Origin of the sequence: Pseudoflavonifractor sp. An85, from assembly GCF_002161235.1 — a bacterium.
In the GTDB taxonomy this organism is placed as follows: domain Bacteria; phylum Bacillota; class Clostridia; order Oscillospirales; family Oscillospiraceae; genus Enterenecus.
In genome coordinates this window covers 59718-79698 of record NZ_NFHE01000002.1, presented here as the reverse complement: position 1 = coordinate 79698, position 19981 = coordinate 59718, and the positions used below count along the sequence as shown (strand labels likewise).

17 protein-coding genes are annotated in these 19981 nt (G+C 56.9%); 9 read left to right on the top strand and 8 right to left on the bottom strand.

Annotated features, from left to right (window positions below; all coding sequences use genetic code 11):
- Window positions 1-11: 11 nt before the first annotated feature.
- The 8 genes from B5G37_RS01785 (at window position 12) to B5G37_RS01750 (ending at window position 10652) form a co-directional block, all read left to right on the top strand.
- Window positions 12-875: an energy-coupling factor transporter ATPase gene (locus tag B5G37_RS01785; protein WP_087253180.1), complete on the top strand. Its 864-nt coding sequence runs from the start codon at window positions 12-14 to the stop codon at window positions 873-875.
- A complete protein-coding gene (locus B5G37_RS01780) occupies window positions 872-1678 on the top strand; it encodes an energy-coupling factor transporter transmembrane component T (protein WP_087253179.1) in 807 nt (268 codons plus the stop codon). Before B5G37_RS01785 ends, B5G37_RS01780 begins: the two co-directional genes overlap by 4 nt.
- Window positions 1679-1708: 30 nt before the next feature.
- Window positions 1709-2464, top strand: a complete 756-nt coding sequence (gene truA / locus B5G37_RS01775) for a tRNA pseudouridine(38-40) synthase TruA (RefSeq protein WP_087253178.1) — start codon at window positions 1709-1711, stop codon at window positions 2462-2464.
- 26 nt (window positions 2465-2490) lie between these two features.
- Entirely contained in the window at window positions 2491-3654 is a 1164-nt protein-coding gene (locus B5G37_RS01770) for a DUF5711 family protein (protein ID WP_143482852.1), read from the top strand.
- A gap of 84 nt (window positions 3655-3738) precedes the next feature.
- The gene (locus B5G37_RS01765; RefSeq protein WP_087253174.1) at window positions 3739-4458 is read left to right on the top strand and encodes a CvpA family protein; all 720 of its coding nucleotides are present in this window, start codon (window positions 3739-3741) and stop codon (window positions 4456-4458) included.
- Between the two features lie 92 nt (window positions 4459-4550).
- On the top strand, window positions 4551-7088 hold the full coding sequence (locus B5G37_RS01760; RefSeq protein ID WP_087253172.1) for an ATP-dependent Clp protease ATP-binding subunit: 2538 nt from the start codon (window positions 4551-4553) through the stop codon (window positions 7086-7088).
- A gap of 199 nt (window positions 7089-7287) precedes the next feature.
- The gene (locus tag B5G37_RS01755; RefSeq protein ID WP_087253170.1) at window positions 7288-10059 is read left to right on the top strand and encodes a DNA methyltransferase; all 2772 of its coding nucleotides are present in this window, start codon (window positions 7288-7290) and stop codon (window positions 10057-10059) included.
- Window positions 10060-10073: 14 nt separating this feature from the next.
- Window positions 10074-10652: a hypothetical protein gene (locus B5G37_RS01750; protein ID WP_087253168.1), complete on the top strand. Its 579-nt coding sequence runs from the start codon at window positions 10074-10076 to the stop codon at window positions 10650-10652.
- Between the two features lie 139 nt (window positions 10653-10791).
- Here the strand turns inward: B5G37_RS01750 and B5G37_RS01745 are convergent, their stop codons facing one another.
- The 4 genes from B5G37_RS01745 to B5G37_RS01730 form a co-directional block, all read right to left on the bottom strand.
- On the bottom strand, window positions 10792-11991 hold the full coding sequence (locus B5G37_RS01745) for an NADP-dependent isocitrate dehydrogenase (protein WP_087253166.1): 1200 nt from the start codon (window positions 11989-11991) through the stop codon (window positions 10792-10794).
- A gap of 143 nt (window positions 11992-12134) precedes the next feature.
- Window positions 12135-13523 (bottom strand): sodium-dependent transporter, encoded by a 1389-nt coding sequence (locus B5G37_RS01740; protein ID WP_087253164.1) that lies wholly within the window; start codon window positions 13521-13523, stop codon window positions 12135-12137.
- Window positions 13524-13629: 106 nt separating this feature from the next.
- Window positions 13630-13953 carry a GNAT family N-acetyltransferase gene (locus B5G37_RS01735; RefSeq protein WP_087253162.1) on the bottom strand — a complete coding sequence of 108 codons (324 nt, stop codon included), beginning with the start codon at window positions 13951-13953 and terminating at the stop codon, window positions 13630-13632.
- A 16-nt stretch (window positions 13954-13969) separates the two neighbouring features.
- On the bottom strand, window positions 13970-14740 hold the full coding sequence (locus tag B5G37_RS01730; protein ID WP_087253160.1) for an MBL fold metallo-hydrolase: 771 nt from the start codon (window positions 14738-14740) through the stop codon (window positions 13970-13972).
- 138 nt (window positions 14741-14878) lie between these two features.
- Between B5G37_RS01730 and B5G37_RS01725 the strand changes: the two genes are divergently transcribed.
- On the top strand, window positions 14879-15526 hold the full coding sequence (locus tag B5G37_RS01725) for an HAD family hydrolase (RefSeq protein WP_087253158.1): 648 nt from the start codon (window positions 14879-14881) through the stop codon (window positions 15524-15526).
- A gap of 79 nt (window positions 15527-15605) precedes the next feature.
- On the opposite strand, the gene B5G37_RS01720 is transcribed toward B5G37_RS01725, so the two are convergent.
- From B5G37_RS01720 to B5G37_RS01705, 4 genes are all read right to left on the bottom strand, one after another.
- A complete protein-coding gene (locus B5G37_RS01720) occupies window positions 15606-16067 on the bottom strand; it encodes a hypothetical protein (RefSeq protein WP_087253157.1) in 462 nt (153 codons plus the stop codon).
- A 62-nt stretch (window positions 16068-16129) separates the two neighbouring features.
- Window positions 16130-18577 carry a cation-translocating P-type ATPase gene (locus B5G37_RS01715; protein ID WP_087253155.1) on the bottom strand — a complete coding sequence of 816 codons (2448 nt, stop codon included), beginning with the start codon at window positions 18575-18577 and terminating at the stop codon, window positions 16130-16132.
- A gap of 30 nt (window positions 18578-18607) precedes the next feature.
- Window positions 18608-19348 (bottom strand): acyl-ACP thioesterase domain-containing protein, encoded by a 741-nt coding sequence (locus tag B5G37_RS01710; RefSeq protein WP_087253153.1) that lies wholly within the window; start codon window positions 19346-19348, stop codon window positions 18608-18610.
- Window positions 19349-19966 carry a hypothetical protein gene (locus tag B5G37_RS01705; protein ID WP_087253151.1) on the bottom strand — a complete coding sequence of 206 codons (618 nt, stop codon included), beginning with the start codon at window positions 19964-19966 and terminating at the stop codon, window positions 19349-19351.
- Window positions 19967-19981 lie beyond the last annotated feature (15 nt).

Sequence of the window (19981 nt, the reverse complement as noted above, 5' to 3'; positions counted from 1 at the left end):
GGCCCGTATCTATGACGCCTATCATTGAAACCAAACAACTCACCCATATTTACAGCCAGGGTACCCCCTTTGAGCACACGGCCTTGCAGGGCGTTGACCTCACCGTGGCCCCGGGGGAATACCTGGCCATCATTGGCCGCACTGGCTCGGGAAAATCCACCCTCATTCAGCACCTCAACGGCCTGTTGCGCCCCACTGGGGGTCAAGTGCTCTTTGACGGCGAGGACATCTGGAGCTCCAAGGAGCGCACCCGTCAGGTGCGCTTCCAGGTGGGACTGGTGTTTCAGTACCCGGAGTACCAGCTCTTTGAGGAGACGGTATACCGTGACATCGCCTTTGGCCCCAACAACATGGGCCTGGGCCAGGAGGAAGTGGACCGCCGGGTGCGTCAAGCTGCCCGCTTTGTGGGTCTGGACGACCACACCCTGGAAAAGTCCCCCTTTGACCTGTCCGGTGGACAAAAGCGCCGGGTGGCCATTGCGGGAGTCATCGCCATGGAGCCCAAGGTGCTCATTTTGGACGAGCCCACCGCCGGATTGGACCCGGCGGGAGCCGCCCAGATTCTGGGCAACATCCGGGCCTACCACCGGGAGAAGAAGGCCGCCATCATCATGGTGTCCCACTCCATGAGCGAAGTGGCCCGGGAGGCCCAGCGGCTGCTGGTGTTCCGGGAGGGCACCATTCCCTACTCCGGCACTCCCCAAGAGGTGTTCTCCCACGGCTCTGAGCTGGAGAGCATGGGATTGGGCGTGCCCGAAATGACCCGGGTCTTTGCCCGTCTGCGGGCCATGGGCTATGATGTGCCCGCCTCGGTGTACACCGTGGAGCAGGCCCGGGACGCCATCTTGCTGGCCCGAAAGGGGGCGAAGGCATGAACCTGAAGGACATCACCCTGGGACAATTCTTCCCCGGCAACTCCTTTCTCCACCGCCTGGACCCCCGGATGAAGCTGCTGGGGCTGATTGCCTATCTGGTAGCCCTGTTTCTGGCCCAGTGGTTTGTCACCTATGCGCTGATGCTGGCCCTGCTGGTGTGGGGCTGCGCCGTGGCCCACATCCGGGCCAAAACCCTGCTGGGCGGCATGAAACCGGTGATTTTCCTGCTGATTTTCACCGCTGTGCTCAACATGTTCTACACCCCCGGCACCCCTCTGGTATCCTTTTGGATTTTCACCATCACCTTTGAGGGAATTTTACACGCCTTTTTCATGGTGGTCCGCATTTTGATGCTCATTTGCGCCACCTTCCTGCTGACCTATACCACCTCTCCCCTTGCCCTCACCGACGGGCTGGAGAGCCTGCTCTCCCCTTTGAACAAGATTCGGGTGCCTGTGCACGAGCTGGCCATGATTATGTCCATCGCTCTGCGCTTCATCCCCACCCTCATTGAGGAGACGGACAAGATCATGTGTGCCCAGCGGGCCCGGGGTGCAGACTTTGACTCCGGCGGACTTGTCCGCAAGGCCAAGGCCCTCATTCCCCTGCTGGTGCCCCTGTTCATCTCCTCCTTCCGTCGGGCCGACGAGTTGGCCACGGCCATGGAGTGCCGCTGCTACCACGGCGGACAGGGCCGCACCCGCATGAGCCAGTTGAAACTGCGCCCCACGGACGGGGTGTTCCTGGTTGCCATGGTGGTGGTGGCGGTAGTCATCGGCGTGATGGGCCACTGGGGCCTGTAATTTCACTATCTGTTTTTGTGAGGGATCTGCATGCAACAGAGAAACATCGCCCTGCGCCTGAGCTACACCGGTACCGCCTATCACGGCTGGCAGGTGCAAAAAAACGCCGTCTCCGTGGCGGAAACCCTGGAAAAGGCCCTGTCCTTTGTGGTCAACCACCCGGTGAAGGTCACCGGAGCGGGGCGCACCGATGCCGGGGTCCACGCCCGCACCTACGTGGCCAACTTCCGCACCACCTCTGCCATCCCCCTGGAGCGGCTGCCCCTGGCGGTGAACACCCGTCTGCCCGATGACATTGTGGTGTCCAAGGCCACCCTGGTGCCCGACGAGTTCAACGCCATTGGCTCCTGCATCAAGAAAGAATACACCTACCGCATTTACAACTCCCGCATCCGGGACCCCTTTTACGTTAACCGGGTGTGGTTCTACCCTCGCCATCTGGACGAGAGCATCATGGCGGCGGCGGCAGCCCAGTTTGTGGGCACTCACGACTTTGCCGCCGTGCGCTCGGTGGGCACCGAGACCCGCACCACCGTGCGCACCGTCCACTACTTCGACATTGAGCGCCACGGGCAGATCATCGACTGCCGGGTGTGCGCCGACGGATTTCTCTACAACATGGTGCGGGCTATGGTGGGCACCTGCATCTATGCCGCCGAGGGCAAATTGGACCCCCAGGATATTCCCCACATTTTGTCCTCCCGCAACCGCACTCTGGCCGGACCCACCGCTCCCCCGGACGGTCTGTACATGACCAACCTCTGGTATGAAGAGGACGTTCTTTAGAGGTAATCACTATGGATGATACAAACATGAAACAAACAGATACGCAGCAAAAAAAGCCCAAATTCATTGTGCGGGTGCTTCTGTTTTTGCTGGCCGTGGTCATGGTCATTGGCGCCGTGGCTGTGGTGGTGTTCCGGGACCGGCTGTCCCTGGACAACTTCAAGCGGTGGATTCACTACCGCTCCCTGGTGCTCAACGACAGTGGTCAGGCGGAATCCTTCCTCCACAATGGGAGCCTGGAGGACACTTTCGCCGTGTTGGACGGCGATTTGCTGGTGTGTTCCAACACCTCCATTTCCCTGTACTCCGGCAGCGGCACCCAGTACGTGGACATGACCGTGTCCATGGAAAACCCGGTGGTGAGCACCAACGGCTCTCTGGCCGTGGTATACGACGCCGGAGGCTCCTCCCTGTACGTGCTGGGACAGCGGGAAGTGATCTGGTCCACCACCGAACTCAAATCCATTCTCTCCGCTCACCTCAACCAAAATGGGCAGCTGACGGTGGTCAGCCAGAGCAGCGGCTACAAGGGTACGGTGACGGTGTACAGCAGCAACTACGAAAAGCTGATGAACGTCAACCTCTCCACCGCCTACGTCATGGATGCAGTCCTGTCGGATGACGGCAAGACCCTATCCATCCTCAACGTGGGTCAGGAGGACGGTGTGTTCAACTCCTCCCTGTCTCTGTACACCTTGAACACCGGAGATTCTGGCGACTTCCAGCCCAACCTCACCTGCTCGCTGGGTTCCTCGGTAGTGCTGGAGACCCGCCACACCGCCACCCATGTGTGGTCCATGGCCGATCAGAACCTGTCCATCACCGACCACGAGGGGAACACCACCACCGTGAACTGGAACGACATGCACCTCAAACGGTACTCTCTGGCCGGTTCGGACTACGCCGTGGCCCTGCTGGCCAAATACCGGGCCGGAAGTCAGGGCGAGCTGTGGGTCATCAATCAGGACGGTACCCACAAGAGTTTGGAGATTGACCAGCAAGTGCTGTCCATTTCCGCCTCCGGTCGGTACATCGCAGTGCTCACCGGCAGCCAGTTGAACCTTTACACCAAGGATTTGGAGCTATACGCCACCTTGGACAGTACCCAGGGCGCCCGCCAAGTGCTTCTCATGGAGGACGGCTCTGCCATTCTCCTCACCGCAGACAGCGCCAGTTTTTACGTGCCCTGAGGCCATACCACACCATGTCTCTGGGAGACTTTCATCCAAAATGAATGAGATTGCCCCCAGAGGCGTATAGATAAGGAGGATTCCATGGTCGCGTATTTCTTTGATGTCATCATTCTAGTTGTTTTGGCCTTCTTCGCATGGCGTGGCGCCAAGAAGGGCCTGATTCTCACCTTGTGTGGACTACTGGGTCTGTTTGTGGCCTTCTTTGGCGCTCAGTTCATCTCCAACCAGTTTTATGCACCGGTAGCCCACATTGTGGAGCCCGCCATTTACCAGACCATCCGGGGGGCAGAGCCCGAGCAGGCCCAGGAGGAAACCCAACAGCCTCCCTCCAATCTGGTCCCCGACGCTCAGGAACCCACCATCAACTACACGTTGGAGCAGCTGCTGGACTCCATGGAGGAGAAGGGTCTGTTTGCCGGTTTGGCCTACTTTCTGGACCTGGCTGACCAGCAGGAGTCCATCCCCAGCGAGGGTGGCCTGACGGTGGCCAGCGCCTTGGCCGATTACCTGTCCAAGGTGGTGGCAAAGGCAGCACTGTTTGCCCTGTCCTTCCTGCTCATCCTCATCGTCTGGTTCCTGGTCAGCCATATTCTGGACCTGGCCTTCCACCTGCCCATTCTGGCTGCGGTGAACACCGTGGGCGGTCTGGCCGCCGGTCTTTTGAAGGCTGTGCTCATCATCTTTGTTCTGGTGTGGCTGGGCCAGCTGGCCAATGTGGTGCCTCAGCAGCCCACCACCCCCATCCTGACTCTGTTTACCCCCAAGGGACTGGGCGCTTTTTTGGATCAGTTGCTGATCTGAGAAAGCGGTGAAATTCTTCGGTTTCTTCATGCCCAGTTCATATTCTTCTGGTAGGGTATCCCCCAAAGGATATCTTCCGAAAGGAGTTTCATATGCAGCCGACATTATGTACCCGTTGCCACAAAAATGTGGCGGTGATTTTCATTACCAAAATTGAAAACGGCGAGACCAAAAACGAAGGTCTGTGCCTAAAATGCGCCCGGGAATTGGGCTTGAAGCCTGTGGACGATATGATGCAGAAAATGGGCATCTCCGACGAGGATCTGGACTCTCTGTCCCATGAGATGATGTCCGCCTTCGGCGGCGTGGAAGGGCTGGAGCAGTTGGCCCAGGAGCGCCCGGAGAACCCGGACGAAGAGGAGGACGAGGGGCGCACCGCCACCTTCCCATTCCTCAACAAGCTCTTCGGCGGCCAGCCCAACCCCGAAGGCCCCGCCCATCGTGGCGGCGGCAAGGAGGAGAAAAACGCCCCGCCCAAGCCTCCCAAGCGCAAGTTCCTGGAGAACTACTGCATCTCCCTGACCCGCAAAGCCCAGGAGGGCAAGCTGGACCGCATCGTGGGCCGGGACAACGAGATTCAGCGCACCATCCAGATTCTCAACCGCCGTCAAAAGAACAACCCCTGTCTCATCGGTGAGCCCGGCGTGGGTAAAACCGCCATTGCCGAGGGGCTGGCCCAAAAGATTCATGACCGACAAGTGCCCTACAAGCTGTTGGACAAAGAGGTGTATCTGCTGGACCTCACCGCCCTGGTGGCCGGCACCCAGTTCCGTGGCCAGTTTGAGAGCCGCATGAAGGGCCTCATTGAGGAGATCAAGAAGCTGGGCAACATCATCCTGGTCATTGACGAAGTGCACTCCATTGTGGGCGCTGGTGATGCAGAAGGCTCCATGAACGCCGCCAACATCCTCAAACCCGCCCTGTCTCGGGGTGAGATTCAGGTCATTGGCGCCACCACCCTCACCGAGTACCGCAAGTATATCGAAAAGGACACCGCTCTGGAGCGTCGTTTCCAGCCTGTGATGGTGGAGGAGCCCTCCATGGAGGAGGCCACCCAGATTCTCCAGGGTATCGCCCCTTACTACGAAGGCTACCACCACGTGGTCATCACCCCCGACATCTGCCGTCAGGCGGTGTCCATGAGCGAGCGGTACATCACCGACCGCTACCTTCCCGACAAGGCCATCGACCTCATCGACGAGGCCGCCTCGGAGGTGAACCTGCACAACAAGAATCTGGCCCGCATGGCAGAGATCGAAAAGGAACTGGCAGACTACGCCAAAGAAATGGACGTGGTGCTGGCCGCCACCTCTGGGGAAGACAATCCCCAGGTTCACGAGTTGCAGCTGCAGGAGCAGAAGCTCCAGCGGCAGCGGGACAGCCTGGAAATGGCCATCAGTCGGGATGACAACGAGGCCCCCAACCGGGATGACCCCGCCTTCCAGGAGCGTCAGGAGAGCCGCCGGGGCCAGCTGCGGGAGTTGCAGCAGCAGCTCGCCCAGGTCTCCCAGGAAAAGCACATGCTCCAAGACCAGAGCAGCCAGAAGGCCTATCAGCGTCTGGCAGAGCTGAAAAGCCGTCAGGCCCAGCTGGGCGCCCAGCTGGAAGAGCTGCGTGCCCTGGGCGACCCCATGGTCACCGTGGCCCATCTGGCCCAGGTGGTGGAGCTGTGGACCAAGATTCCCGCCAGCCAAATCCAGGAGCAGGAGTTTGAGCGCCTGGCCAAGCTGGAAGACCGTCTGAAAACCCACGTGGTGGGTCAAGACGAGGCGGTGTCCGCCGTGGCCCGTGCCATCCGCCGGGGCCGTGTGGGCATCTCCCCCAAGCGCAAACCTGTGTCCTTCATCTTCGTAGGCTCCACCGGTGTGGGCAAGACCGAGCTGGTGAAACAGCTGGCTGCCGACCTGTTCGACTCCCCCGAGTCCCTCATCCGCCTGGATATGTCCGAGTTTATGGAGAAGCACGCGGTATCCCGCATCATCGGCTCTCCCCCGGGCTATGTGGGCTATGACGATGCCGGACAGCTCACCGAGAAGATCCGCCGCAAGCCCTACTCTGTCATTCTCTTTGATGAAATCGAAAAGGCCCACCCCGACGTGCTCAACGTGCTGCTGCAAATTCTGGACGACGGCCATATTTCGGATGCCCACGGCAAGGTGGTCAACTTCGAGAACACCGTCATTGTCATGACCTCCAACGCCGGCAGCAACGTCAAGGGCGGCTCCCTGGGCTTTGACCGCTCCCCCACCCAGCTGGCCAAGGAGAAGGCCATGAAGGGCCTGGATGCCTTCCTGCGCCCCGAGTTCATCAACCGGGTGGATGAGATCATCTGCTTCAACCAGCTGACCCAGGAGAACTTCAAGGAAATTGCCAAGATCATGCTGGGCGAGCTCAATCAGGTGCTCCAGGGTAAGGGCATCACCTTCACCTACGACGAGAGCGTGCTGGACTATCTGGTGGACACCTCCTATTCCGCCACTTACGGCGCCCGCAACCTGCGCCGCCAGATTCAGAAGGACTTGGAGGACGCCATCGCCACCCTGCTCATCGACCACTACGCCCAGCCCATTGTGGCCCTGGACATCAAGTGCGTGGAGGGCAAGGTGGAGTTGACTCCCACCTTCCAATAAGAAAAAAATTCCCTCGGCTCTATGAGCCGAGGGAATTTTTTAGCTATTTACAGCTTGGCGGCTTCGCCTAAGAACAATACTCTTTTCACGGAATAATATATTCCACAAATGTGAACTAATTTGGAAACTTTCCCGAGTATATAGAAATTGGAAGTCAATTATGTTATGCTTATGAAAAACACATTCGGGAGGACGTTTTATGACAGACGCACAACGTCGCGCCGCTGCAAAAGAATTTGCCGCCCAGTGGGCGGGTAAGGGATATGAAAAGGGACAAAGCCAATCTTTTTGGCTCTCCCTTTTGCGGGATGTATACGGTGTGGAGCACCCAGAAGCCTTTATCACTTTCGAGGACCAAATCATGCTGGACCACACCAGCTTCATTGACGGGTTTATTCCCGCCACCCATGTACTCATTGAGCAAAAGAGCCTGGGCAAAGACTTGAATAAGCCCATCCGTCAATCAGACGGTACTCTGCTCTCCCCCTTCCAGCAGGCCAAACGGTACTCCGCCGAGCTGCCCTATTCCCAGCGGCCCCGGTGGATCGTCACCTGTAACTTCTCCCAGTTCTATGTCTACGATATGGAGTGGCCCACCGGTGAGCCTGAAATCATCGAACTCAAGGATCTGGAACGGGAGCACTACCGTCTGCAATTTCTGGTTGACACCGGAGACACCAACATCCACAAAGAGATGGAGGTCTCCTTGGAGGCTGGGCGCATTGTGGGTGTGCTCTATGATGCCCTGCTAGCCCAGTACAAGGACCCAGAGAGCGAGGAGACCTTGAAGCACCTCAACGCCCTGTGTGTGCGCCTGGTTTTTTGCCTTTACGCTGAGGATGCGGGGATTTTTGGCCACCGGAATATGTTCCATAACTACTTGCAGCACCACATTTCCGATGCCCGCCGGGCTTTGATGGATTTGTTTGAGGTACTCAACACCAAGCCGGAGGACCGAGACCCCTATCTGGAGGAGGACTTAGCAACCTTCCCCTATGTCAACGGTGGATTGTTTGCAGAAAAGAGCGTGATTCCTCGGCTGGATGAGACCATTGTGGATCTGATTCTCCACCAGGCCAGCGAGGACTTTGACTGGTCGGTGATCAGCCCCACCATTTTCGGCGCTGTCTTTGAATCCACCCTCAACCCGGATACCCGGCGCAAGGGTGGCATGCACTATACCAGCATTGAGAACATCCACAAGGTCATTGACCCCCTGTTCCTGGACAGCCTTCGGGACGAACTGGCCCAGATTTTTGAGATTACCGTAGAGAAAACCCGCATGACCAAGCTGAAAGCCTTTCAGGCCATGCTGGCAGGGCTGACCTTCTTAGACCCCGCCTGTGGTTCGGGTAACTTCCTCACCGAGACCTATTTGTCTTTGCGGCGAATGGAGAATGAGGTCATAGCTGCCCTCCACCACGACCAGATCACCTTGGACATGGACAACCCCATCCAGGTGTCCATCAATCAGTTCTACGGCATTGAGATCAACGACTTTGCCGTCACCGTGGCCCGCACCGCCCTATGGATTGCGGAAAGCCAGATGATGAAGGAGACGGAGGACGTGGTGCACATGTCCCTGGACTTCCTGCCCCTGAAAACCAACGCCTCCATCGTGGAGGGGAACGCCCTGCGGCTGGACTGGGAGAGCGTGGTGCCCAAAGACAAACTGGATTATATCATGGGCAATCCGCCGTTTGTGGGCTACTCGCTCCAGAGCAAGGAGCAAAAAGAGGATTTGCTGTCCATCTATGTGGACGAAAAGGGCAAGCCCTATAAAACAGCCGGAAAAATTGATTACGTCTCCGGTTGGTACTTCAAGGCCGCACAGCTGATGCAAGGCTCCGGAATTCGCACCGCCTTTGTGTCCACCAACAGCATCACCCAGGGGGAACAGGTGGCAGGGGTTTGGAAGCCGCTGTATGACCGTTTTGGCATTCACATTGACTTCGCCCACCGTACCTTCCGTTGGGACAGTGAAGCCAGCTTGAAAGCCCATGTACACTGTGTCATTGTGGGCTTTAGCATTGCACCCAACAGTGAGAAAAAGCGGATATACACTTCTGAACGGTTCCAGGAAGTACAGAATATAAATGCGTATTTGATAGATGCACCGGATGTGTTCATAGAAAGTAGAAACAGGTCACTTTCGCCTGTACCAGAAATGGTGTATGGAAATAAACCAACAGACGGCGGTTTTCTTTTCCTTACCCCCGAGGAATACCATCAAGCCGTAAAAAATGAACCAGAAATATCAAAATGTCTAAAACGCATTTATGGTGCAACCGAATATATCAATAACAAGATGAGGTATTGTCTATGGCTTGTCGGTGCCTCACCAAGTGAAATTCGAAAGTCCAAATTTATCATGGATAGAGTTGAAGCCGTTCGACAATTCAGACTAAATAGTACCAAAGCTGCAACACAGAAAAGTGCTGAGAGTCCTACACTTTTCCAAGAGATTCGTCATCCTAATAGTGAATATATTATTGTTCCTCGACACTCCTCAGAAACAAGAAAATATGTTCCTTTTGGTTTTGTCTCACCTGACATTATTGTAAACGATGCTGTACAAATCATCCCCGGTGCTAATCTGTACCACTTTGGTACACTGATGTCTAACGTGCACATGGCATGGATGCGTGCTGTATGTGGACGCATTAAAAGTGACTACCGCTATTCCAAAGACATTGTATATAATAATTTCCCCTGGCCCACCCCCACCGAGGCACAAAAGGCCAAGATTGAACAGACTGCCCAAGGGATTTTGGACGCCCGTGCCCTGTACCCGGATTGTAGCCTGGCTGACCTCTACGACGAAGTGACCATGCCCCCAGAGCTGCGAAAGGCGCACCAGCAAAACGACAGAGCCGTCATGCAGGCGTATGGCTTTGACGTGAAAACCACGACAGAGAGCAGCTGTGTGGCGAAACTGATGAAGATGTATCAGGAACTGACCATGAATTGATAAAGGAGGAACATATGCTCAACAATTTTCCAAGGGATACGGCAAAAATTATCAAGCAAAATTCCAGTGTCATTGATGACGTAATGGCACTCTTCGACAGGGAACTCATCTTAATAGAGGATGGAAGCCTCCCCATAGAAGAAGGTGATATTATTGAACGAACTCTCCCAAGCGGGTTGAAAGAGCAGTATTTAGTTACTGACCGCGGATTTTGCAATGCTTTTCACGGATTTCCTGCACATTATCAAATCAAATTTGAGAAGCTAAGCAATTATCGAAAAGCACCTCAAGGGAGCGTTATCAACAACTATGTCATCAGTGATACAGACAAAGTAAACATCAATTCGACGGATAACTCTGTTACGGTTTATAACCTAAATGAACAAGATAAAGCATTGTTTGAAACATTAAAAACTCTTGCCGAGCAACTTCCTAACGGGAAGGAGACACAAGAGATAATTTCCGATATGGAGGCAAGTATTGGAAAGAAAACTTTTGCCGAAAGGTACAACGCATTTATCCAATCTGTGGCAAACCATATGACGATATTCAGCCCTTTTATTCCAGCACTTACACAGTTCTTGACAAAGTGAATTTTCAAAAAGGCACCACCTATCCGCGGATAGGTGGTGCCTTTTTAACAGGGGCAAAATCGTTTAACTTAACGGCATTGCCTCACAAACTGCATCTTTTCCCACCCGCCTCTGGCATGTGGCGGAAGCTACACGATCATCAAAGCTTGGCGGCAATGGCCCGCATGAACTCCAGGCCAGTCACCTTCTGGGCGGGGGCTTTCCCCTCCCACAGGCCCACCAGATCGCCGGTCATGACACCGGACTCGATGGTGTCAATAGCGGCCTTCTCCAGGCGGTGGGCAAAGTCGGTGAGCTCGGGCAGATTGTCCAGCTCGCCCCGCTTGGCCAGGGCGCCGGTCCAGGCGAAGATGGTGGCCATGGGGTTGGTGGACACCTGCTCCCCTCTCAGGTGGCGATAGTAGTGCTGGGTGACGGTGCCGTGGGCGGCCTCGTACTCATAGTAGCCCTCGGGAGACACCAGCACAGAGGTCATCATGGCCAGAGAGCCGAAGGCGGTGGACACCATGTCGCTCATGACGTCGCCGTCGTAGTTCTTACAGGCCCAGATGAAGCCGCCTTTAGAGCGGATAACACGGGCCACGGCGTCATCAATGAGGGTGTAGAAGTAGGTGATGCCTGCCTCCTGGAACTTCTCCTTGTACTCCGCCTCGAAGAGGTCCTGGAAGATGTCCTTGAAGGTGTGGTCGTACTGCTTGGAGATGGTGTCCTTGGTGGAGAACCACAGGTCCTGCTTGACATCCAGAGCGTACTGGAAGCAGGAGTGGGCAAAGGAGGTGATGGAGGCGTCCAGGTTGAACTGACCCTGCACCACACCAGGGCCCTTGAAGTCCTGGATGGTCTGGCGCTGCTCGGTGCCGTCGGCGGTGGTGAACACCAGCTCGGCTTTGCCGGGGCCGGTCAGGCGCATTTCGGTGGCCTTATACACATCGCCAAAGGCATGACGGGCGATGGTGATGGGCTTCTCCCAATTCTTCACCACCGGGTTAATGCCCTCTACCATGATGGGAGCACGGAACACGGTGCCGTCCAGAATGGCACGGATGGTGCCGTTGGGAGACTTCCACATCTGGGACAGGTTGTACTCCTCCACCCGCTGGGCGTTGGGGGTGATGGTGGCGCACTTCACGGCCACGCCGTACTTCTTGGTGGCTTCGGCGGCATCCACGGTCACCTGGTCTCCCGTCTCCTCCCGGTGGCGCAGCCCCAGGTCGTAATACTCGGTTTTCAGGTCAATATACGGCTCCAGCAGCACCTCTTTGATCTGCTGCCAGAGGATGCGGGTCATCTCATCCCCGTCCATCTCTACCAGGGGAGTTTTCATTGGAATTTTACTCATGGGTATCGCTCCTTTTCCCTTCCATTGGGTGTACTCGTGTTTCTCATTGTACCCCAGGCCCATAAAAATTTCAAGCACTTTCACACACTAACGAAGAAAAAGTTTGCATAAGAAAAATGACCGGGAAACCCCGGTCATTTTTCTTATGCAAAGAAGCGGTTCCAGTAGCCCATGACAAAGATGATAAGCATAATGATGGGCAGAAGGTAGGTCACATAGAAGCGCACGTTGCGGGGGAAGCGCAGGCCCGAGCCGGTGTTGGCCTCGGCCAGGAAGTTGTCCCAGCCCCAGCCCTTGCGGCTGACGCAGAACAGCAGGTACACCAGAGAGCCCAGGGGCAGGATGTTGTCACTGACCAGGAAGTCCTCCAGATCCATGATGGAGGTGCCAGCGCCCAGAGGCTGGAAGGCGCTCCACAGGTTGAAGCCCAGCACGCAAGGCATGGACAGCACCAGGATGAGCACGGTGTTCACCAGCACCGCCTTCTTGCGGCTCCAGCCCCACTTGTCCATGTAGAAGCAGACGATGTTTTCAAACACGGCAATGACGGTGGACAGAGCAGCAAAGGACATGAACACAAAGAACAGCGCGCCCCACAGCCGACCGCCGCTCATAACGTTGAACACGTTGGGCAGAGTGATGAAGATGAGGTTGGCGCCGCTGTCGGCGGCCACATCAAAGGCAGAGCAGGCGGGGAAGATGATGAGACCGGCGGTAAAGGCCACACAGGTATCCAGGATGCCCACCCGCAGGGCCTCGCCGGGCAGGGTGTGCTCCTTGCCAATGTAGCTGCCGAAGATGGCCAGAGCGCCGATGCCCAGGGACAGGGTGAAGAAGGCCTGACCCATGGCGGCGTAAATGGCCTCCCAGAGGATGAAGTTGCCCTGGCTATCGTACATCAGGTTGTGGAAGTTGGGCATCAGATAGAAGGCCAGACCTTCCATGCCTCCCTCCAGAGTGAGGGAACGAATCGCCAAAATCACCATGACGGCCAGCAGACACAGCATCATGGCCTTGTTGATCTTCTCCACGCCGTTTTGCAGGCCCCGGGAGACTACCAGCATGCTGCCCACCACCACCAGAACCATGAACACGGTCATGATACCAGGCTGGGAGAGCATGTTGCCAAACTCCTGGCTCACCCCAGCGGTGTCCAGGCCGTGGAAATCACCCTTGGCCATTTTGATGCAGTACAAAATGAGCCAGCCGGACACAGAGGTGTAGAACATCATCAGCAGGTAATTGCCCGCCAGACCGAACCAGCTGTACCAGTGCCAGCGGCTGCCCTTGGGCTCCAGGGCCTGGAAGGACCCGGCCATGCTCTTCTGGCTGCCACGGCCCACGGAAAACTCCATCACCATCACGGGCAGGCCCATGATGACCAGGAAGAGCAGATACACCACCACAAAGGCGGCGCCGCCGTACTGGCCGGTGATATAGGGGAACCGCCACACGTTTCCCAGGCCAATGGCGCACCCGGCGGATATGAGCAAAAAGCCCAGCCGGGAGGAAAAACTCTCTCGTTGTTTCATTGTGTAAAACTCCCTTTTTCTCTTCTCTCATCCCCGGTATGTGGGAACGATACCATTCCATTTTACACGTTTTTCCTCCCAGCGTCAAGCGCAGTACCGTGCTAAATTACCCAATCTTTGTCACAGTCTTTTCCATGACAAAGTTGGTCAAGGCTATCCCCTGCCCTTGGCAATCCCAGCGCACATACAGCCGGTCCAGGTAGCCGTCCGGATGGATATCCCCAAAGCCCAGAATACCTGTCTCGTCCTCTGCCACCAAAGCACAGTGGCCCAGGAAAGACCTCTCCCACTGCTCCAGGTCCATCTCCCCTGTGGCCCACACCGCCAGCTGCTGAGAGGTGTAGTCTCTGGCATTCACGGTATGGACGGTATTGTAAAACAGCTCCGCCATTTTCTCGCCGTCGCCCGGCTGAAACTCCCGAATCATCATAGATCCTCTCCTCCATCTACAACTGAATAGCCCAGTCCCCATACTGGTAGGTACCGCTTCCGTGGTGCAGCTTTCCCGCCTGGTTCAGCTCCCGCAGCCGGTCCCGCATCTGAAGGCGCAGCTCCGGTGGCAGGTCCAGGTCATGATGGCCAGGAAAGAGTCGCTGGGCTGGAAGCGCTGCCACCTGTTCCAGGGAATTTAGATAGGCCTGGGGATCGGTGGAGGGAAACCAGGCGGTGAGCAGGCCACGATATATAAGGTCGCCAGTGAACAGGTAGCCCCGCCCTTCCTCCCAAAAGCACATGTGTCCTGGGGCGTGGCCGGGGGTGTGGAGCACCTGGATGTCCCGGCCTCCCAGGTGAATGGTCTCCCCGCCCTGGAGCACCCGGGTGGGGGTTCCCTGGAAAAACTCATAGTTGCTCACGTCGTAGCCCTGAGGCAACTGGCAGCGGTCCACCACATAGCCCCGGATCAGCTGGATGGGCTGGGGGAAGCCCCCTTGCAGCCAGTCCAATTCCGCCTCATGGGCATAGAAGTCCGGGTAGTGCCGGTGCCCGCCAATGTGATCCCAATGGATGTGGGTGGCCACCGCCGTCACTGGCCCCCGGGCCAGCGGTTCCACCACCCGGGAGATGTCGCAGATGCCCAACCCCGTGTCAATGAGCAGGGTGCGATCCTTGCCGTTGAGCAGATAGCAATGGGTTTCCTCCCAGTGGCGGTATTCACTGATGATATAGGTATCCGGGTCCACCTGATCCACGGTAAACCATGGGGTTTGGGCTTGCATGGACTCTCCCTCCTTGGGTGTTGTTGCTCTCCATGATAGCACAGGGACTGGGCGAACTCAACCGTTCCATCTTTGTCTTGTCCATACCCTCCACTTCCGGTATAATACTCTTATCTCATGTAAAAAGAGGAACACACCATGTACACCCACATTTTCTTTGACTTAGACGGCACCCTCACCGATCCCAAAGAGGGCATCACCAACTCCGTGGCCTATGCCCTGGCCTCCTTCGGCATCCAGGAGGACCCGGACCGGCTCACCCCCTTCATTGGCCCGCCCCTCATCGACTCCTTCATGGAGTTCTACCACTTTGACCTCCCTACCGCCCAGAAAGCGGTGGAAAAGTACCGGGAGTACTTCTCCCAGAAGGGTATTTTTGAAAACAAGGCGTTTTCCGGCTCCCAGCCTCTGCTCTCCCAGCTGAAAGAGGCGGGGAAAACCGTGTGTCTGGCCACCTCCAAGCCCGAGGTGTTCGCCCGTCAGATTCTGGAGCACTTCCACATCGACGGCTACTTCGACCAGATCGTGGGTAGCTGCTTGGATGGGACACGCACCAAGAAGGGTGAAGTCATCGCCGAGGTGTTCACCCGTCTGGGAGATGCCTGCCCGGACAAGGCCCACTGTGTCATGGTGGGCGACCGGCTCCACGACATCCGCGGCGCTCAGGAGAACAGCCTGGACTCCATCGGCGTCACCTTCGGCTACGGCAGCCAGGAGGAATTGACCCAGGCCGGGGCCACCCATATCGTCCACAGTTTTGAAGAACTGGCCCAGATTTTGAAGTAACCTCTAGAAACGTCAAAATGAGCGCACCGGATAGGAATCATGTCCCTATCCGGTGCGCTTACATTTTGCCTGCGACGCCCTATGCGCCTCCCAGCAGATTCATCACCGCTATTCCAGCCGCTAATGGGATCAGATAAAACAGCAACGACAAAATCACACTGCTTTTCTTTTCACCAGTAAAGGCCCGTTTTGGATTGTTTATGTAGTAAAGTTTCAGAGTCAATGGCGCAGCCGCTCTTTTTAAATAGTTATACTTATACTCCTTGCCATCTACTTCGTAGACGTAAGTAGCGTGTACATAAGAACTCACACTGGTACGTGTCAAATCATCATCCCACACACTGATACGCTTTCCGTAAACTACATGCCCCAGTTCCTTTGCTTTTTTTACACACTTTCTTTCGCGATCTTTGGAATTATTCCTTCTCATCCAGATAATTTCCAACACAAACAGGACAACAACCACGGCTAGTGCCACAAACACATTGAAATTCCATTGGGTCTCCGCTGCTCTTTGAAGAAACATCTCAAATCGTGACATTTATTGCCTCCCCCATTTCTATCATTTCAATGCCATACGAGCCACATTCCCCTGTGGAACTTTTATCCCTTGGGCAGCATCCGACTGCCACCCCGGCGTTTCAGCCACGCTGCTTTTACCCGGCTCCCCCACTCAAAGGCAGTCTCAAAGGCGTAGATCACCGAGGGAGTGAGCATGAGGAATACCACAATGACTAGGGCGGACTGGAGGTCCAGGGGGGTGAGCTCAAAGAAGGAGCCAAAGCGCAGCACGGCGATAATCATAGCCACCGTCATGGACCCCAACAGCGCCCACCGTTTCTTGTCCAAGGGACGGGCCACATAGTAGATCACCAGCAGCCCCACTGCACCGATGGTAACGGTGGACAGAGTAGACAAGGTGGCCCGCTGGAAGGTAAAGGCGTAAGTGAACAGCTCCAGCCCCACAATGAGCACGATGTTTGTCAGGCCACCGGGTAAGGCCCGACGGAGCACGTTGTGCATAAACCGTCCCCGCACCAGCTCATGGTTGGGCTCCAGAGCCAGCACAAAGGAGGGAATACCAATGGTCAGAGCACTGATAAGGGTAAGCTGGATGGGCACAAAGGGGTACGGGAACCCGGCAAAGAGGGTGATGAGGGCCAAAAACACCGACATGATGTTTTTCACCAGATAGAGGGCTGCCGCCCGCTGGATGTTGTTGATGACCCGTCGCCCCTCCTCCACCACTCGGGGCATGGCAGAAAAGTCCGAGTCCAGCAGCACCAGCTCCGCCACCTGACAGGCGGCTTCCGCTCCCGAGGCCATGGCGATGCCACAGTCGGCATCTTTCAGGGCCAGCACGTCGTTGACGCCGTCCCCAGTCATGGCCACGGTATGCCCCGCTTTTTGCAGGGCCTTCACCAGCTTGCGCTTCTGGTCCGGGGTCACCCGTCCAAAGACGGTGTACTCCTCCACCGCCCGCTGGTAGTCTCCCGGTTCTTTCAGGGTGGCGGCATCCACAAAGCGTTCCGCCCCGGCAATTCCCGCCTGCTTGGCCACGTTGGATACGGTCTGGGGGTTGTCGCCGGAAATCACCTTCACGTCCACTCCGTACTTGGCAAAGTAACGGAAGGTCTCGGGGGCCTCGGGGCGGATGGGATTGGCCACCACCACCAGGGCCACAGGTACCACCACGCCCTGCAAGCCACCCTCCTGGGTAGGCAGGGTGTCGCATTGGGCCAGCAGCAGCACGCGACAGCCCGCCTGCTGATAGGGGGCCACCTGGTCCTCAATGGCCTTATAATCCTCTTTGAGAATAAATTCCGGCGCACCCACCACATAGGAGCCGCGGCCTTGGAACACCACCGCCGACCACTTGTTGGCCGAGGTGAAGGGGATCACCTGCTGAGCCTGCCAGCCGCTTTCTTTCTGGAAGCGAGCGGCCAAGGCACGGGCAGTGTCGTTGTCTGCCTCCATCACCTGATAGTAGGCACCCAGCACTTCCTCCACCTGTTGGGGAGAGTGGGTCTCTGGGTCCAGATACACCAGCTCTTGCACCGACATCTCCGGCTGGGTGACGGTGCCCGTCTTATCCACGCACAGTACGTCCACTCGGGCCAAGGTCTCAATAGCGCTCATCTGGTGCACCAAAGTCTTGCGCTGGGCCAGCCGCATCACCGATACCGCCAGGGCCACACTGGTGAGCAGATACAGCCCCTCGGGAATCATACCGATGAGGGCGGCCACCATGGAGGTAATGGAGGTGGCAAAGTCCTGCTCCTGCACCCAAAATTCATTGAAAAACAGAGCAATGCCCATGGGGATAAGGGCAAAACCGATAACCCGAATCAGGCGATCCAAGGACTTCATCATCTCCGACTTGCCCACCCCTCGGTCTGCCTTGGCCTCGTGAGAGAGGCGAGCTGCGTAGCTGGCCGCACCCACGTGGTCCATCCGGGCCCGGCACTTGCCAGACACCACAAAGCTGCCCGAGAGCAAATCGTCCCCCGGATTTTTCACAATGGGGTCTGCCTCACCGGTGATGAGGGCCTCGTTCACCGTAACCTGACCCTCCAGCACTGGGCCATCGGCGGGAATCTGGTCTCCCGCTCCCAGCTCTACAATATCCTCTCGCACCAACTTGTCCACAGGCACGGTGCCCAGCTGTCCCCCGCGCACCACTTTCACCCGGGCTTGGGCCACCAGGGACAGCTTGCTTAAAGTGGCCCGGGAGCGCAGCTGCTGGATAATGCCGATGAGGGAGTTGATGATGGCGATGACCAAAAAGAACATGTCCCGGAAGTTCCCCGCCAGCACCAGCAACGCCGCCAGCACCACAAACACCAGGTTGAAGAAGGTCAAAGTGTTCTCCCGGATGATCTCACCGGTGGATTTCAAGTTGGTCTCCTCCACGGCATTGGTCCACCCGGCAGCTGCCAAACGGGACACCTGGTCGTTGTTCAGCCCTTCCTGGGCCGTGGGAAAGTAGCGATCTATGGGCCGTGGCTGAGCAGTTACACGGCCCTGCTTCTGTCTCTTTTGTCGCTTCATGAGCTATAATTCCTCGATTTTCTCCAGAAATCAACCTTGTTCGGCCAAGGTCAAGGCATATTCAAAGCGGGCGTCCCCTTCGGGGCCCACCCCACGGGCGTAGAGGTGGTTGTCCTCCATCTCCGTCTCCATGGTCAGCTCCTCTCCGGCTCGGCACTCGCCGATGTAGGAGATTTGGAACTCCCGGACAAACTTTCCCTTTCCGTGCTGCTCCAAATGAAGGGCATCACAGGCGTAGTCAGCGTAGTGGATGTTGTTGATATGGCCGTTGATGTCGGTGTCCGAATAGCCCAGATACCGCTTCCCTGCCACGCTGAATTCCTTAGGCATGGGCACCCGGTGGAGCTTGATGGACTTTTTCCGCTCTCCGCCGTCGGTGCCCTGGAACTCGGTGACGTCCCGCATCCGGTACAGCTTGTGGGTGTCGGCATCCACCATCACCCACTGGGCCACCGCCTGACCGATGCGTACCCCGTCCCGGAAAATGTCAAAGTCCCGGTAGGTGGCCACACCGGTACCGCCCCGGTGCCAGGTCTGGATGGTGAACTCCTCGTTCCACCGCAGGGGAGCGTCCAGCTCCACCCAGTTGCGGGACACCATCCACAGGCAGTTGTACTTCTCCAAAATCTCCGGCCCGGAAGCACCCAGCTCAATGGCCGCCTGAGTGGCCGCCTCCTGCAAATAGCCCAGCACCGCCGAAGGGCGGCACTGGTTGAACATGTCCACATCCAGGGAGTCCACCCGGAAGGTAACCTCAGTGATCTTACTCATTTATACTTCCTTCTTTCCAGGGATGGTGAGAGTATAGCGGGCGCAAATCTCGTCCACGTCGTCCAGGGTGGCAGCGGGAAGACGCAAAGTGGCCCCACATCCGGCGCACACCACATCCACCGAGGAATACCCCACCTTGATGCCGTATTGGTCGCAGCCACAGCCGCAGGAGATGCCTTTGCGCTCTGCAATCTCTTTCAGCTCACCCAGCACCTCGCCCATGACGATCTCGTCCAAAAAGGTGCCTCGGGTCTCCTCCTGGTCGTCCATGCGCAGCTTGTCCACCGCCCGCTCCAGCTTTTCCATTTCAGAAAACACCGCTTCCTCCTCACCGATGAAGCAGCAGCCCAGGCCAGAGGCGGAACAGGAGAGCACCAACAGCTTCTCCTCCATCATGGCCCGGGTGGAACACACGGTGTGGTGGTCCTTGGCGCAGAACAAGCAGGGCACGGTCACCTGACAGTGATCCCCCTGCTGGTGGAACTCCAGCTGGGACTTCCCACAGGGACAGGGGATGGTCTGGTCACCGGCGGCCAGGGCGAAGGCGGTGCGCTCCACCACCACCGCTTTGCCGCACACAGGGCAAATATAACCAATGAATCGGGTCTGTTCTGACATAAACGGATTCCTCCC